At 73.3% G+C, this 17,251-nt stretch carries 5 protein-coding genes; 4 read left to right on the forward strand and 1 reads right to left on the reverse strand.

Going from position 1 to position 17,251, the window contains the following annotated elements; genetic code table 11:
• Positions 1-12 precede the first annotated feature (12 nt).
• The 4 genes from AB0I04_RS23485 to AB0I04_RS23500 are packed head-to-tail and all read left to right on the forward strand — an operon-like array spanning position 13 to position 15,057.
• Positions 13-8,568 carry an SDR family NAD(P)-dependent oxidoreductase gene (locus AB0I04_RS23485; RefSeq protein ID WP_360887985.1) on the forward strand — a complete coding sequence of 2,852 codons (8,556 nt, stop codon included), beginning with the start codon at positions 13-15 and terminating at the stop codon, positions 8,566-8,568.
• Positions 8,569-8,594: 26 nt separating this feature from the next.
• The gene (locus tag AB0I04_RS23490) at positions 8,595-13,277 is read left to right on the forward strand and encodes a type I polyketide synthase (protein WP_360887988.1); all 4,683 of its coding nucleotides are present in this window, start codon (positions 8,595-8,597) and stop codon (positions 13,275-13,277) included.
• Complete coding sequence (locus AB0I04_RS23495; protein WP_360887991.1) at positions 13,274-13,738, forward strand: cobalamin-dependent protein; 465 nt, start codon at positions 13,274-13,276, stop codon at positions 13,736-13,738. The genes AB0I04_RS23490 and AB0I04_RS23495 overlap by 4 nt, the downstream gene beginning before the upstream one ends.
• Positions 13,738-15,057 (forward strand): methylaspartate mutase, encoded by a 1,320-nt coding sequence (locus AB0I04_RS23500; RefSeq protein ID WP_360887994.1) that lies wholly within the window; start codon positions 13,738-13,740, stop codon positions 15,055-15,057. The genes AB0I04_RS23495 and AB0I04_RS23500 overlap by 1 nt, the downstream gene beginning before the upstream one ends.
• Here AB0I04_RS23500 and AB0I04_RS23505 read toward each other — a convergent pair.
• Complete coding sequence (locus tag AB0I04_RS23505; RefSeq protein ID WP_360887996.1) at positions 15,050-17,077, reverse strand: APC family permease; 2,028 nt, start codon at positions 17,075-17,077, stop codon at positions 15,050-15,052. The two genes, AB0I04_RS23500 and AB0I04_RS23505, sit on opposite strands and share 8 nt — an antisense overlap.
• Positions 17,078-17,251: the final 174 nt, after the last annotated feature.

Here is a 17,251-nt window from a genome sequence, read left to right on the forward strand (position 1 = left end):
GCGGCGGCTCATGTGGCGGGGGTGTTGTCGTTGGCCGATGCCGCTCGCTTGGTGGGGGTGCGGGGCGGGTTGATGCAGGCCCTGCCCACCGACGGCGCGATGGTCTCGGTGTCCGCGCCGGAGGAGGAGGTGGCCGCCGCACTCGCCGGATGCGGAGACCTCGTCGGCATCGCGGCGGTGAACACCCCGGGCTCGACGGTGATCTCCGGAGATCGCGCGGTCGTCGACGACCTGGCCGCCGCGTTCGAGGCCGCCGGCCGTACGACGCGGCGCCTGCACGTCTCCCAGGCCTTCCACTCGCCGCTCATGGCGCCCATGCTCGAGGAGTTCCGGGCCGTGGCGGAGAGCCTGACGTATCACGACGCCGCGGTCCCATTCGTGTCCGCGGTGAGCGGCGACGTCTCCGCCGCCGTGTCCACTCCTCGTTACTGGGTCGACCACGTATCGGCCACCGTGCGGTTCAAGGACGCGCTGAGCGCGCTCCACGGCGCGGGCGTGCGGACGTTCATCGAGGTCGGCCCGGCCGCGGTGCTCACCACGATGGGGGAGCAGTGCGATCTGGACGACGGTGAGTCCGCCTTCGTCCCCGCCTGTCACCGAGAGGGCTCAGAGGTCGCCTCCGTCCTCACCGCCCTCGGATGTCTGCACACCAGAGGCGTCACGGTCGACTGGACGGCCTTCTTCGCGGGCACGGGCTCCGCCCGCGTCGACCTGCCGACGTACGCCTTCCAGCACCGGCGTTACTGGCTCGACGTCCCCCGGGTCGCGGGGGACGTGACGGCGGCCGGCCTGACTCGGACGGACCATCCGCTGCTCGGAGCGACGGTGACGATGCCGGACGGCCGGATCCTCACGGGCCGGATCGGCACCGACACGGCCCCGTGGCTCGCCGATCACGTCGTGGCCGGCGTGACGGTGCTGCCCGGGGCCGCCGTGGTGGACATGGTGCTGACGGCCGGCCACGACATGGGCTACGACGTCATCGATGAGCTCGTCCTCCGGGCTCCGCTGGTCCTGCCGGCTACCGGCGGCGTCCACGTACGGGTGACCGTCACCGAGCCGGACGCGAGCGGGCGGCGCACGGTGACCGTTCACTCCGGACCGGAGAGCGCCCTGGACGGTGCGGACCCCGGCGAGTGGACCGAGCACGCGTCCGGCACCCTCGTCCCCGGCGGACCGCCGCCGGACTTCGACCTCACGCGGTGGCCGCCGCCGGGCGCCGAGCCGATACCCGTGGGGGATCTGTACGACACGCTGGCCGACGGCGGGCTGGTGTACGGCCCGGCGTTCCAGGGACTGCGGGCCGCGTGGCGCGACGGTGCGGCGATCCTCGCCGAGGTGGCATTACCCGAAGGGACCGACCCCGCCGGGTTCGCCATCCACCCGGCGCTCCTCGACGCGGCCTTCCACGGCGACTTCCTGCGGTCGGCGGGCAACGGCGGCATCGAGCTGCCGTTCGGTTTCACCGGCACGGCACTGCACGCCACCGGCGCGTCGAGCCTGCGCGTCCGGATCACCCCACTGGACGGCGGCGGTTCGCGCCTGGAGCTCGCCGACGCGTCCGGCGTCCCCGTCGCCTCCATGGCGTCGGTGACCGCCCGGCCGTTGCCGAGCGGCGGACTCGACAAGGCCGGCGGCGCGGGCGGCGTCCATCGCGTCGACTGGGCATCCGTGGTCGCCGCGGACGGCGGGCCCCGGATCACCGGCCTCGCGGACGCCCCGGTCGTCCGCGACGTCGACGACCTGGTCGCCCTCGGCCGCCGGGAGCAGGCCCCGGAGTCGGTGGTGCTCGACGCCGGTTACGCGCCCGGCGACCCGCCGGCGGCCGTCCGTACGCTGTGCCACCGGGTTCTCGGGGTCCTGCGCCACTGGCTGACCACCGATTCCGGATCGCTCCTCGTCGTCCGTGTCCGGGACGGCGTCGATCCCGCGGGCGATGAGGACGGCGCCGCGCGCACTTCCGAGGCCCTGGCCCAAGCGGCGGTCCTCGGGCTCGTCCGCTCGGCACAGGCCGAGTACCCCGGCCGGATCCTGATCCTCCACCTCGGCGAGGACGAGACCCCGCCGATGCCCGGCGAGCTACCGGCGGACGAGCCCGAGCTGGCGGTGCGCGGGACCGGTGTCCTGGCCCCCCGTCTGGTGCGGATGGAGCCTCTCCAGGACGACACCGGCCCGAGGTTCGGCACGGGCACGGTCCTGATCACCGGCGGGACCGGCGGCCTCGGCGCGCTCCTGGCACGTCACCTCGCTCGGCGCGGAGCGCGGCATCTCCTCCTGGCCGGCCGGCGGGGGAGACACGCGCCCGAGGCCGAGAGCCTGCGCGCCGACCTGACCGCCATCGGGGTCGAGGTGACGATCGCGGCGTGTGACGTCGCCGATCGCGCCCAGGTCGCCGAGCTCCTGGCGGAGATCTCGGCCGACCATCCGCTGACGGCCGTCGTGCACGCGGCCGGGGTCGTCGACGACGGCCTGATCGCCTCGCTGACCTCCGAGCAGTTCGACGCCGTCTTCCGTCCCAAGGTGGACGCGGCCTGGAACCTGCACGTGCTCACCCGGGACCGTCCTCTGGAGGCGTTCGTGACGTTCTCCTCGGCCGCGGGAACCCTGGGAAGCGCCGGCCAGGGCAACTACGCGGCGGCGAACGCCTTCCTCGACGCGCTCGCCCACCACCGCAGAGCGCTCGGACTGCCCGGATCGTCCCTCGCGTGGGGGCCGTGGGAGCACGGCATGGCCGGCGCGCTGGCGGAGCCGGACCTCCGGCGGCTGCGGTCCTCCGGCATGCCGCCGCTGTCGGCCGCCGACGGACTGGAACTGTTCGACCGCGCGACCGCGTCGGGAGGTGCGGTGACGGTCCCCCTGGGACTCGACCCCGGGGCTCTGCGCGCGATCGGCGATGTGCCCGCTGCGCTGCGCGGTCTGGCCCGCCGGCCCACTCGCCGCGTCCGGTCGGCGGGGCGCCCGGACGCGGCCGGCCTCGCGGCCCGGCTCATGAGTCTCGCCGCGCCGGAGCGCGAGGCGGCGGTGCTCCACCTGGTCCGTACGGAGGTGGCGGCGGTCCTGGCGCACCCGGCGGCCGACGCCGTCGAGGCCGGACGCGCGTTCAAAGACCTCGGTTTCGACTCCCTGACGGCGTTGGACCTGCGGAACCGGCTGGGCACGGTGACCGGGCTGCGGCTGCCGGCCACGCTCATCTTCGACCACCCGACTCCCGCGTCCCTCGCCGAGCACGTCGTTCAGGAACTCGTCGGATCCGCCGCCGCGCCGCCGCGCCGGCCGGCCGGGACCGCGCCCGGCGAACCCATCGCGATCGTAGGGATGGCCTGCCGGTTCCCCGGGCGCGTGTCCTCTCCGGAGGACCTGTGGCGGCTGCTCGTCGACGGCCGGGACGGCATCACCGAATTCCCCCGCGACCGGGGCTGGAATCTGCGCGGCCTCTACCACACCGATCCGGATCACCCCGGGACGTCCTACACCAGGCACGGTGGCTTCCTCGACGACGCCGCCGAGTTCGACCCGCTGTTCTTCGGCATATCGCCGCGTGAGGCCAGGGCCATGGACCCGCAGCACCGGCTGCTGCTCGAGACGTCCTGGGAGGCCCTCGAACGGGCCCGGATCGATCCGCTGACCTTGCGCGGCACCGCCACCGGGGTGTTCGCCGGCGTGATGTACCACGACTACGCGACGGTTCTCGGCGGCGCAGGCGACGACACCGAGGGCTTCCTCGGCACGGGCGGCAGCATCGCCTCCGGGCGCGTCGCCTACCACCTAGGGCTGGAAGGCCCCGCGGTGACGGTCGACACGGCCTGTTCGTCCTCACTGGTCGCTCTGCACTGGGCGGGTCAGGCCCTGCGCGACGGCGAGTGCACGCTCGCCCTGGCCGGCGGCGTCACGGTGATGGCCACACCGGACACCTTCGTCGGCTTCTCCCGCCAGCGCGGACTGTCCGCGGACGGGAGGTGCAGGTCGTTCGCCGACTCCGCGGACGGCACCGGATGGGCCGAAGGCGTGGGCGTGCTGGTGGTCGAGCGACTGTCCGACGCGCTCCGTAACGGGCGCACGATCCTCGCGGTGGTCCGCGGCTCGGCGATCAACCAGGACGGGGCGAGCAACGGCCTGACCGCCCCGAACGGGCCGAGCCAGCAGCGAGTGATCCGCCAGGCGCTGGACGCCGCCGGGCTGTCCCCCGCGGACGTGGACGCGGTCGAGGCGCACGGCACCGGCACGCCGCTGGGCGATCCGATCGAGGCCGGCGCGCTGCTCGCCACTTACGGCCGGGACCGCGAGCGGCCGCTCTGGCTCGGCTCGATCAAATCGAACCTCGGCCACACCCAGGCCGCCGCGGGCGTGGCCGGAGTGATCAAAATGATCCTGGCCATGCGCCAGGGGTTCCTGCCGAAGACGCTGCACGTCGACGAGCCCACGAAGCACGTCGACTGGGACTCCGGCGAGGTACGGCTGCTGCTCGACGCCCGTTCCTGGCCGGAGATGGACCGGCCGCGCCGCGCGGGCATCTCCTCCTTCGGCATCTCCGGGACGAACGCGCACGTCATCGTCGAGTCCTACGACCACGGGGACGACCGGGACGCGTCCGGGACGGGTGCCGGTCACCGGCCGGGGATCGTGCCGCTGGTGATCTCGGCCCGGACCCCGGGGGCGCTGTGCGGACAGGCGGCGCGGTTGGCGGTGCTGCTGGAGGAGGATGGCGGGCCCGCGCCGCTGGACGTGGGCTTCTCGCTGGCGACGACCCGTCCCTCCTTCGAATATGGAGCGGTCGTGTCCGGAGCCGACCGGGCGGCCCTGCTGGCGGGGCTGGCGACCGTCGCCGCCGGGCGGAGCGGCCCTGGAGCGGTGACCGGCCGGGTCACCTCCGGGCGAACGGCCTTCCTGTTCACCGGCCAGGGCGCCCAGCGAACGCGGATGGGGCGTGGGCTGTACGAGGCCTACCCGGTCTTCGCCTCGGCGTTTGACGCCGTCGCGGCCGAACTGGACCGCCATCTGGACGCCCCCATCGCGTCGATCGTCTTCGCCGAGCCGGGAACGCCGGAAGCGTCGCGCCTGGACCGGACGGAGTACACACAGCCGGCGTTGTTCGCCGTCGAGGTGGCGCTCCTGCGGCTCGTCGAGTCCTTCGGGGTGCGCCCGGACCTGCTCGCCGGCCACTCGATCGGGGAGGTCGCGGCGGCGTACCGCGCCGGCGTCTTCTCTCTTGCCGACGCCGCCACGCTCGTCACGGCCCGGGGCCGGCTGATGGGGGAGCTGGCCCCCGGCGGTGCGATGGTGTCGGTGCGGGCGGCGGAGGCCGAGGTCCGGGACCGGATCGGCGACGCGGGCGACCTGGGAGTCGGAGCGGTCAACGGTGCCGACTCGGTGGTGATCTCCGGCGCCGAAGAAGCGGTGGCCGCCGTGGAGGCGTTCTTCGCGGCACTGGGGCGGCGGACCCGGCGGCTCAACACCGGCCATGCGTTCCATTCGCCGCTGATGACGCCGATGCTCGACCGGTTCCGCGATGTGCTCGGCGGACTGTCGTACCGGGAACCGGAACTGCCCATCGTCTCCACCGTCACCGGCGGCCTCGGGGCGGACATGGCCGGCCCAGACTACTGGTGCGAGCAGGTGCGCGCCACTGTGCGCTTCGCCGACGCCGTGACGGCGCTGCGCGCCGCCGGTGCCCGGACCTTCCTGGAGATCGGCCCGGACGCCGTGCTGAGCGCGCTCGGCCGGGACCTGCCCGCCGAGGGCGCCGAAGGCGGCGGCACGGGCGACGGAACCGGCGGCGACACGGCTTTCATCCCGGCCCTGCGCCGCGACCGTCCGGAGGCGCCGGTCCTGACCGACGCCCTCGGCGCGCTGCACGCCCGGGGCCACCGGGTCGACTGGGGTGTCGTGCTGGACGGCGGCCGGCCGGTCTCGCTGCCGACGTACGCCTTCGACCACCGGCGGTACTGGCCGGACTCGAGCACGGCGTCCGCCGGCGGAGTGGACGCGGCCGGTCTCGGTGCGGTGACCCACCCGCTGCTGGGCGCGGCCGTCCCCGTGGCCGGAACGGGGCAGTCGCTGTTCACCGGCCGGCTGTCGGCGGCCGCGCATCCCTGGCTCGGCGACCACCGGGTGGGCGGTGCCGTCGTCGTGCCGGGCGCGGCTCTGGTGGAGATGGCCCTGTGCGCGGGAGAGGAGCTCGGGTACCGAGTGCTGGACGAGCTCACCCTCGAACGCCCGCTGCTCCTGCCGGAGCAGACCGCGGTCGACGTCCAGGTGGTGGTAACGGAGCCGGACGACGCCGGGCGTCGCGCCCTGGAGATCCACGCCCACCCGGAGGGCGGCGACTGGGCCAGGGTCGCCGTCGGTGGCCTCTCCGAGGTCGGCGCCGTCCCGTTCGCCGAGGCCGGTCCCTGGCCACCGGAGGATGCCGAGCCGCTCCCGGTGGGCGACCGCTACACCGACCTGGCGGCGACCGGCCTGGAGTACGGCCCGGTCTTCCGCGGCCTCCGGGCCGCCTGGCGCCGTGGTGCGGAGATCTTCGCCGAGGTCGCGCTGCCCGAGGGGACCGGCGCCGACGGGTTCGCCGTCCATCCCGCCCTGCTCGACGCCGCGCTGCACGCCGTGGGCCTGGGCGAGGAGCGGGCGCAGGCGCCGGAACTGCCTTTCGCCTGGTCGGACGTTACCGTCCACGTCACCGGGGCGCGATCCGCGCGGGTGCGCGTGACACGAGACGACGGCGCCCTGCGACTCGAGCTGGCCGACGAACACGGAGTGCCGCTCGCCCGCGTCGGGTCCCTCGTCACCCGGTCGGTCGACCTGGAGCGGCTCCGGGAGGACGCCCCGAGGGACGATTTGTTCGAGCTCAGGTGGACACGGATCGCCGTCTCACCGGCCACGGTCGACAGCGGACTGCACCTCGTCGAGCTCCCGCCGCTCGACCTCGGCGTCCTGGAGGCCGTCCGGGCGATGACCCACGACGTTCTCGCGCGCATCCAGGCGTTCCTCGCCGACCCGGCGCAGGCCTCCGCGAGGCTCGTCGTGGTCACCCGGGGAGCGGTGGCCACGAGACCGGACGAGGCACCGCTGGACCTGGCCGCTTCGGCGGTCTGGGGTCTGGTGCGCTCCGCGCAGGCGGAGCACCCCGGCCGCTTCGTACTCGTCGACACCGGCGCCGACGCCGCCGGCGACGCGCTGGTGGCCGCCGCCGCGGGCTCCGGCCACGCGGAACTGGCCATCCGAGGCGGCGAGGTCCTGGTGTCCCGGCTGACCCGGGCCCGTACGGACACCGGCCGCAGGGAGTGGGCCGAAGGCGGCACGGTCCTGGTCACCGGGGGGACCGGCGGTCTCGGCGCGCTGATCGCCCGCCACCTGGTGACGGATCGCGGCGTGCGCCACCTCGTGCTGGCGAGCCGCCGGGGACCCGATGCGCCCGGCGCCGCTCGGCTCCAGGCCGAACTGGAGTCCCTCGGGGCGACCGTCACGACGGCAGGATGCGACGTCGCCGACCGCGCCGCGCTGGCCGAGCTTCTCCGCGCCGTACCGCCCGACCATCCGCTGACCGCCGTGGTGCACGCGGCGGGGACCCTCGATGACGGGATGCTCACCGGGCTGACGCCGGAGCGCGTGGACCGGGTGGTCGCGCCGAAGGCGGACGCCGCATGGCACCTGCACGAACTCACCCGGGATCTCGACCTGTCGGCCTTCGTGCTGATCTCGTCGGCCGCGGGCACCATCGGCAGCGCCGGCCAGGCCGGCTACGCCGCTGCGAACGCCTTCCTCGACGCACTGGCCGCCCATCGGGCCGGCGCGGGACTGCCGGCGACGTCCCTCGCGTACGGCATGTGGGACGTCGGCATGGGCGCGGCGTTGTCCGAGGCCGACCGCCGGCGACTGGCCGCCGCGGGCATGCCGCCGATGGCGGTGGAGGACGGGCTGGCGCTCTTCGACCTGGCGGTCGCCGCCGACTCCGCGACGCTTGTTCCGATCACCGTGGACCTGACCGCGCTGGCGGATCTTCCGGAGCCGCCGCAGGCCCTGCGCGGGCTCGTCCGGCGCAGGGCCGCCCAGGGCGCGGACGGCGGTGACCTGCGACGCCGCCTCTCCGGCCGGGACCCCGGACAGCGGCAGGGGATCCTCCTCGAACTCGTACGCGGCGAGGTCGCCGCCGTCCTGGGATTCACCGGCCCGGCCGAGATAGAACCCGACACGTCATTCGGCGACCTCGGCTTCGACTCTCTCACCGGAGTCGAACTGCGCAACCGGATCGGTGCGGTCACCGGGCTGCGCATGCCCGCGACGGTCGTCTTCGACCATCCGGACCCCCGGCGTCTCGCCGGATACCTGCACACGATCCTGGCTCCGGACGGTGACCCTTCGGCCCGGGAGGAGGACCGGATCCGCTCCGCCCTGGCGTCCATCCCGGTCGACCGATTGCGGGACACCGGGCTCCTCGACGTGTTGCTGGAGCTGGCCGGGGCGGATCCGGCCGCCGCGGAGCCGCCGGAGGGGCCTGGGGCCGGTGGTTCGGCGGCCGGCACGGCGGACACCGAGGAGATGATCCGGTTGGCGTTCGAGTCCTCTGATTTCTAAAAACCCGAGCGACCCCTGAGGTGGTCATGAGCCCATCCGACGATCGCGTGGCCGCCGCGCTCCGAGCGGCCCTGAAGGAGATCGAGCGACTGCGCGAGCGCAATCGGGCTCTGGCGGGGGACGCCGCGCCGGCCGACCCCATCGCGATCGTGGGGATGGCCTGCCGGTATCCCGGTGGGATTTCCTCGCCGGAGGACCTGTGGGACGTGGTCGCGGGGGGACGGGACGCGGTGAGCGGGTTCCCGGCCGATCGGGGGTGGAGGACGGATGAGCTCTATCATCCCGACCCTGACCACCCCGGAACCTCCTACACCCGGCACGGCGGGTTCCTGCACGGCATGGCCGACTTCGACGCGGGCTTCTTCGGCGTCTCGCCGCGCGAGGCGCTGGCCATGGACCCGCAGCATCGCCTGCTGCTGGAGACCTCATGGGAGGCCGTCGAGCGGGCGCGCATCGATCCGCGGACCCTGCGCGGCAGCCGGACCGGCGTGTTCGCCGGCGTGATGTACCACGACTACGCGAACGTCGCGGCGCGCTCCGGTGAGGACGTCGAGGGCTTCCTCGGTACTGGCGGCAGCATCGCCTCCGGGCGGGTGGCCTACCACCTCGGCCTGGAAGGCCCGGCCGTGACCGTCGACACCGCCTGCTCGTCCTCCCTCGTCGCCCTGCACTGGGCGATGCGCGCGCTGGCCGCCGGTGAGTGCACGCTAGCCCTGGCCGGTGGCGTGACCGTGCTGGCCACCCCGGACCTGTTCATCGGTTTCTCGCGGCAACGCGGCCTGTCGGCCGACGGCCGGTGCAAACCGTTCGCCGCCGCGGCCGACGGCACCGGATGGTCGGAAGGAGTCGGCGTGCTCGTCGTCGAGCGCCTGTCGGACGCCCGCCGTAACGGCCATCCGATCCTGGCCGTCATCCGCGGCTCGGCGGTCAACCAGGACGGGGCGTCGAACCGGCTGTCGGCGCCGAACGGCCCCGCCCAGCAGCGGGTGCTGCGCCAGGCGCTCGCGTCCGCCGGGCTGTCCCCGGCGGACGTGGACGTCGTAGAAGCGCACGGCACGGGCACCGAGCTGGGCGACCCGATCGAGGCGCTGGCGCTGTCGGAGGTGTACGGACCGGAGCGCCCATCGCCCCTACTGCTCGGCGCGGTCAAGTCCAACCTCGGCCACACCCAGGCCGCCGCGGGCGTGGCCGGGGTGATCAAGATGGTCCTGGCGATGCGGCACGGCGTCGTCCCGAAGACCCTTCACGTGGACGCTCCGAATCCGCACGTCGACTGGTCGGCAGGCGCGCTGCGGCTGGTCACCGAGCCGACCACCTGGCCGGCCCGCGATCGGCCCCGCCGGGCCGGCGTGTCCTCCTTCGGCATCTCCGGGACGAACGCCCACGTCGTCCTCGAAGAGGCACCGCCGCAGCCACCGGACACCCGCAACACGCCGGGGGACGGGCGCGTGGTGCCCTGGCCGCTGTCCGGGCGGACGGCGCCCGCGCTGCGCGCGCAGGCGGAGCGGTTGTCGGCGTTCCTGCGGACGCACGACGACGAGGTGGCGGACATCGGGCTCTCGCTGGCGACCTCGCGGACGCATTTCCCGCACCGGGCGGTCCTGCTCGGCGCGGACCGGGCCGAGCTGCTGGCCGGACTGACCGCGCTGGCCTCCGGCCGCCCGGCGCCGGACCTGCACCACGGCGTCGCACGCGGGGGCGGGCGCCAGGCGATGCTGTTCACCGGCCAGGGCGCGCAGCGCGCCGGCATGGGTGCGGAACTCCACCGCGTCCACCGGCCGTTCGCCGAGGCTTTCGACGCGGTGGCCGCCGAGCTCGACCGGCACCTGGCCATCCCGATCGAGGAGGTCGTCTTCGCCGGCCCGGCGTCGCCCCGGGCCGGTCTGCTCGACCTGACCGAGTACACCCAGCCGGCGCTGTTCGCGGTCGAGGTCGCGCTGTTCCGGCTGCTCGAGTCGTTCGGCGTCCGACCGGACGTCCTCGCCGGTCACTCGGTCGGGGAGATCTCGGCGGCGCACGTGGCCGGCGTGCTGACCCTGGAGGACGCCGCCCGGCTCGTCACCGCCCGGGGGCGTCTGATGCAGGAGCTGCCCGGGAACGGGGCCATGATCTCCGTGCGGGCCGCCGAGGCGGAGGTCCGCGCCCTGCTGGGGGGCCTCGAGGACAGCGTGGGCGTGGCCGCGGTGAACGGGCCGGAGGCCGTCGTCGTCTCCGGTGCGGCGGACGCGGTGCTCGGCCTCGGGGCCGAGTGCGAGCGCCGGGGGCACACGGTCAAGAGGCTGACCGTGTCGCACGCGTTCCACTCGCCGTTGATGCGCCCGATGCTCGACCGCTTCCGCGCGGTCGCCGAGACGCTCGCGTTCGCCGAGCCACGCCTGCCCATCGTGTCCACCGTGACGGGGAAGGTCGCCTCGACGGAGCTGACGGAGCCCGGTCACTGGGTGGACCAGGTAGGCGCCACGGTGCGCTTCGCCGACGCGATCACCCACTTGTACGAGAGCGGCGTCCGAACCTTCGTCGAGGTCGGGCCGGCGGCGGTGCTCTCCGCGATGGGCGACACGGTGCTCGGCGACGCACCGGACGCGGCCTTCGTGCCCTGCCTGCGCCGCGACGTCCCGGAGGACCGTGCCCTGACCGGCGCTCTCGCCCGGCTGCACGCGGAGGGCGCCACCGTCGACTGGTCCGCCTTCTACCGGGACGTCGGGGCTCAGCGTGCGGACCTTCCCACGTACGCTTTCCAACATCGCCGCTACTGGCCGGACGGCGGAGCCGCAGAGGACGATCCGGGTCCCGCGCCCACCGACGAGGCGGAGTCGGCCTTCTGGGACGCTCTGGGCCAGGGTGACCTCGACCTCCTGAGCGACACCGTCGGCGCCGGCTCCGCCGGCGCGCGGGCCGCGCTGGACGCCGCTCAGCCCGTGCTGGCCGGCTGGCGGCGGCGCCGCGCCGAGGACGCCCGCGCCGACCGGTGGCGCTACCGCGTCGGCTTCCGGCCCGTCGCCGAGAGCGGCGCCGCGTCGCCGTCCGGCGCCTGGCTCGCCGTCGTCCCGGAGGGATGGCGAGAAGACGCGTTCACGGCGGCGTGTCTGCGGGCGCTCGGAGACGCGCCGACGACGCTCGTCGAGGTCGGATCCGCCGCTCCGGGCCGGGACGCGATGTGCGGCCCGCTTGACAGTGCCCTGACCGGACCGGCCCCGGCGGGGGTGCTGTCCCTGCTCGCCCTGGCCGCACGCCCGCATCCGGTGCATCCGATGATCCCGGCGGCCCTCACCGGCTCGCTCGCGCTGATCCAGGAACTCGCCGAGCGGGGCGTTCACGCTCCGGTGTGGTCGGTCACGTCCGGCGCGGTGAGCATCGGAGCGGGAGATCCGATCCGCGCGCCGGAGCAGGCCCAGATCTGGGGGTTCGGGCAGGTGGTCCGTCTTGAGCACCCGGAGCTGTGGGGCGGGCTGATCGACCTGACCGACTCCGCCGGCGACGTCAATCCCGGACGGCTCGGCGCGATCCTCGCCGGCTCGCCCGGAGAGGACCAGCTCGCGCTCCGCCGATCGGGACTGTTCGCCCGCCGGATGGTACGCGCGCCTCTCGCCGTCCGCCGGGGTGGCAGATGGTCGCCGCGCGGCACAACGATCATCACCGGGGGCACCGGCGCGGTGGGTCTGCGGGTCGCCCGGGCGCTGGCCGCGGACGGCGCGGACCACCTCGTCCTGGTCAGCAGAACCGGCCCGGAGGCCGTCGGCGTCCGGGAAGCGGAAGCGGAACTGCGCGCCCTCGGGGCGAGGGTGACCGTCGCCAGGTGCGACGTCGCCGACCGCCGTCAGGTCGCGGCGCTGATCGAGCGCGTCGAAGATGAGGGCGCGGTCGTCCGGTCCGTATTCCACGGCGCCGGAGTACTGCAGAGCAGACCACTGCGCGATCTGCGCGAAGAGGAGGCCGCCACGATCGTGACGGGCAAGGTCGCCGGCGCGGTCAACCTCGCCGACGTGCTCGCCGGACGGGACCTGGACACCTTCGTCCTCGCCTCGTCCACGGCGGGCGTGTGGGGGAGCCGGTGGCAGGCGGTGTACGCGGCGGCCAACGCGTTCCTCGACGCCTTCGCCCAGCGGTGCCGTGATCGGGGCATCCCCGCCACATCGATCGCCTGGGGGCCGTGGGCGGGTGACGGGATGGCTGCGGGCGACGAGGCGCAGCGGCACTTCGCCCGGCGAGGGCTGCCACCGATGTCCCCGGCACTGGCGGTCGCGGCGATGCGCGGGTCGGTGAACGCGGGCGAGACGGCGCTGACCATCGCCGACCTGGACTGGGCGACGTTCGCCCCGGCCCATGCCGCGGCCGGCCGCAGCTCGCTGTTCGCGGACCTGCCGGACGCCCGGCGGGCGCTGACCGCCGACGCCGGCCACGGTGACGAGGCGATCGCCGAGGCCGCCGCGCGCCTGCCGGAGAGCGAGCTGAAAGCCCTGCTCCTCGACCGCGTCCGGGCGGAGACCGCGGTGGTCTTCGGCTTCGACGACACGCGCGCGATCGATCCGGATGCCGACCTCCGCGAGCTGGGCCTGGAGTCGATGACAGCGGTCGAGCTGCGCAACCGGCTGCGCGCGGCGACCGGGACGCGGATCCCGCCCGCGGCGCTGTACGACCACGCGACGCCGGCGACCCTCACCGAGACGCTGATGGCGGAACTCACGCACGACCGGGGAGGGGCGAGGTGACGTCGGCGGACCCGGTCGCCGGGGCGCTCCCGGTGCCACGGCCGCTGACCATCGTGCTGTCGAGCCTCTCATCGGACGCCCACACATGGAACCTGGTATTCCTCCAGCTCCTTCTGGAGGGGATGGGACACCGCGTCGTGAACCTCGGGGCGTGCGTTCCCGACGACGTGCTCCTCGACGAGTGCCGCAGGCATCGACCCGACGCCGTGGTCATCAGCACCGTCAACGGCCACGGTCACATCGACGGCCTGCGCCTCATCGACCGGCTGCGCGCCGAGGAGTCCCTGGCCGGAATCCCGATCATCATCGGAGGCAAGCTCACCACCGAGGGTGACGGCGCCCGGGTCGCCGGGGAACTGCTGGCCGCCGGGTTCGACGCGGTGTTCGCCGACGACACGGCCGGGTTCCGCGGTTACATCGAGGAACTCGCCGGCAGGCGGCCCGCCCTGGAGCGGCCGTGATGGCGTTCGGGGCGTTCGTCTCCGCCGCGCGTGAGCGGGGAGAACTGGTCGTTCAGCCGCGCATGGGATTCGCCGCGCCCGTCCGGATGCGCGCCGGGCTGCTGGCGGTCCGCGCCGCGTCCGCGACGACGGCCGGAACCATCACGCTGGACAGCTTCACCCGCGTCCGCCAGTACGCCTCGGCGCGCGACGCGATCGCCCGCGGGATCGAGCTGAACGGCTTCCCGCTCGTGTCCCTCGGACCCGAGACGACGCGGACCATGCTGGAGGGCGTCCACGACGATGACTTTCCGGTCCAGGTGCGTCACGGGGCGGCACTCGCCCATGACATCGTCGAGAGCATGCTCGCCGCCGGGCTCCACGCCACGGAGGGAGGGCCGGTCTCCTACTGCCTGCCGTACGGCCGGACACCGCTACGTGACGCGGTCGCGGACTGGGCACGCTGCTGCGAGACTCTCGCCGACGCGGACGGCGCCGCACACCTGGAGAGCTTCGGCGGATGCATGCTCGGGCAGCTCTGCCCGCCCAGCCTGCTCGTGGCACTCACGCTGCTGGAGGCGCTGTTCTTCCGCCGCCACGGCATCCGGAGCCTCTCGCTGAGCTACGCCCAGCAGACCCACACGGGGCAGGACCTGGAAGCGCTGGGCGCGCTGCGCGCCCTGGCCGGCGAACTCCTCCCGGACGTGGAGTGGCACGTCGTCCTTTACACGTACATGGGGGTGTTCCCACGGAGCCGGGCCGGAGCCGAAGAACTGCTCAGCGCCGGCGCCCGGCTGGCCGCCTGGTCCGGAGCGGAACGCCTGATCGTCAAGACGGTGGCCGAGGCGGACCGCATTCCCACGGTCGGCGAGAACGTCGAGGCGCTGGAGCTGGCCGCCGAGACGGCGCGGAGACACCGCGAACGGGTGGTACGCCCCGTCGAGCCGGACAGCGGGCTGCTCGCCGAGGCCCGCAGGTTCGTGGACGTCGTGCTCGACCTGCACGACGACATCGGGCAGGGGCTGATCGCCGCCTTCGAGCGCGGCTACCTCGACGTCCCGTACTGCCTGCATCCGGACAACGCCAACCGGGCACGGGCGGTGATCGATCGGGATGGACGGCTGGTCTGGGCCGACACCGGAGCGATGCCGATCAGGGGGTTGACCCGGAAGGTCCCCGAGTCCGCGGTGGGGGCCGGGGAGATCCTGCGGATGCTGGGCCACGTGCGCGATCGGTTCGATCGCGCGCACCTCATGTCCGCCGCGTCCGGCGGGCTCGACCAGGGGATCACCGTGGACGGGGGCTGCGCCGCTCCGGAGATCGGACGGCCGCTCAGGTGACCTCATCCGCGATCGGTCTGTCGTCCTCACCGGCCTTCTGATTCGGGCCGTACGAGCGGCGTGCGGAACCGGGCGCGAGGGGTTCCGGCCGGTTCTTGAGCCGGTCGGAGGAGGCGAGTTGCCAGGGCACGCTGGTGACCATCACGCCGGGCTGGAACAGCAGCCGGCCTTTGAGCCGCAGCGCGCTCTGGTTGTGCAGCAGGTGTTCCCACCAGCGGCCGACCACGTATTCCGGCAGGTACACGGTGACCACGTCACGGGGGCTCCGCCGCTGGATGTTCTTGACGTACTCCAGGACCGGCCGGGTGACCTCCCGGTACGGCGAGTCGAGGATCTTCAGTGGCACGGGCAGCGCGCGCTCGTCCCACTCCTCCTGCAGCTTGCGCGTCTCCTCGGGGTCCACGGCGACGGTGATGGCCTCCAGCGTCGAAGGCTGGGTCGCCCGCGCGAACGCCAGCGCCCGCAGCGTCGGCCTGTGCAACTGCGACACGAGCACGACCGCATGGTTGCGCGCCGGTGTCACGGTGTCCTCGAAGGTCGGCTCCAGCTCCACGGTCACGCGGTCGTAGTGCCGCCGGATCGCCTTCATCAGCAGGAACAGCACGGGCATCGCGATGCACACGATGTAGGCCCCGTGCATGAAGCGGGTCGACAGCACGACGATGAGGACCAGGCCCGTGACGGTCGCGCCGACGGCGTTGATGGCCCGGGAGCGCATCATCCGGCGGCGCTCCTTCTGGACGATCTCGGTCTCGAGCTTCCGGTTCCAGTGCCGCACCATGCCGGTCTGGCTGACGGTGAACGAGACGAACACGCCGATGATGTAGAGGTTCAGCAGACGCGTGACATCGGCGTCGAACGCGTAGATGAGCAGGCCCGCCATCGTCGCCAGGATGATGATGCCGTTGCTGAAGGCCAGCCGGTCACCACGGGTGTGCAGCTGGCGGGGCAGGTAGCGGTTCTGCGCGAGGATCGAGCCGAGGACCGGGAACCCGTTGAACGCCGTGTTGGCGGCGAGGACGAGGATGAGTCCCGTGACGCTGGCCACATAGTAGAAGCCGGGGGGGAATCCGCTGAACACCGCGTGCGAGATCTGTGCGATGACCGTCTGCTGGGTGTAACCGGGCGGTGCGCCGACCAGGTCGGCGGTCTTCTCGGCCATCCGCAGGTGGGTGATGTTCGCGAGGAGCACGATGCCCGCGATCATGGAGATCGCGATGAGGCCCATCATGAGCAGCGTCGTGGCCGCGTTCTTGCCCTTCGGTGGGCGGAAGGCGGGCACGCCGTTGCTGATCGCTTCGACTCCGGTGAGTGCGGCCGATCCGGACGAGTAGGCCCGCAGGAGCAGGAAGGCCAGGCCCAGTCCGGCCAGATGGCCCTGCTCGGCCCGGATGTGGAAGTGGGCGCTGGGAGCCTCCATCGACGATCCGGCCAGGGCCCGGACGACCCCGACGGCCACCATGCCGAGGATGCCGGCGATGAAGGCGTAGGTGGGGATCGCGAACGCGGTACCGGACTCCCGGACGCCGCGGAGGTTCACGATCGTCAGCAGGACGACGATGAGGACGGACAGGATCACCCTGTGCGGAGCCAGCGTGGGGAAGGCCGAGGCCACGTTCGCCACGCCCGATGACACCGAGACCGCGACGGTGAGCACATAGTCGACGAGCAGTGCGCTGGCGACGGTCAGGCCGGCGTTGTTCCCGAGGTTGGTGGTGGCGACTTCGAAGTCGCCGCCTCCGCTGGTGTAGGCACGGACGTTCTGCCGATATGACGTCACCACCGTCATCAGGACGAGGGAGATGACAAGTGCCAGCCAAGGTGCATAGGCGTATGCGCTTAATCCGGCAACTGAAAGAGTCAAAAATATCTGCTCGGGCGCGTAGGCCACCGAGGAGAGAGGGTCACTGGCGAAGACGGGCAGGGCGATACTTTTCGGGAGCAGTTGTTCATGGAGTTGGGTGCTGCGGAGCGCTCGGCCGAGCAATACCCGCTTGATGACGTTGGGAGTCGTCGCCATGAAAGCGAGCCTAGCCGGTACGGCCGTCTAAGATCATCCTCCCCCGGTCGGACCGATACCCCTAATCTGACCGCGTCCCCCGCTCCCAGCGCTCCTGGACGGGCGCCTCCGGAGCCGGAAGTCGCAGGGGCCCCCTAGATCGGGATCTCTGGTTGCGGGGAGATAAGGGCGATG

The organism is Actinoallomurus sp. NPDC050550 (assembly GCF_040655075.1).
In the GTDB taxonomy this organism is placed as follows: Bacteria; Actinomycetota; Actinomycetes; order Streptosporangiales; family Streptosporangiaceae; genus Actinoallomurus.

What these genes read in the sequence shown, in the direction of transcription:
- AB0I04_RS23500 (WP_360887994.1), top strand. Translation starts at nt 13,738, where the DNA reads ATGGCGTTCGGGGCGTTCGTCTCCGCCGCGCGTGAGCGGGGAGAACTG.
- AB0I04_RS23490 (WP_360887988.1), top strand. Translation starts at nt 8,595, where the DNA reads ATGAGCCCATCCGACGATCGCGTGGCCGCCGCGCTCCGAGCGGCCCTG.
- AB0I04_RS23505 (WP_360887996.1), bottom strand. Translation starts at nt 17,077, where the DNA reads ATGGCGACGACTCCCAACGTCATCAAGCGGGTATTGCTCGGCCGAGCG.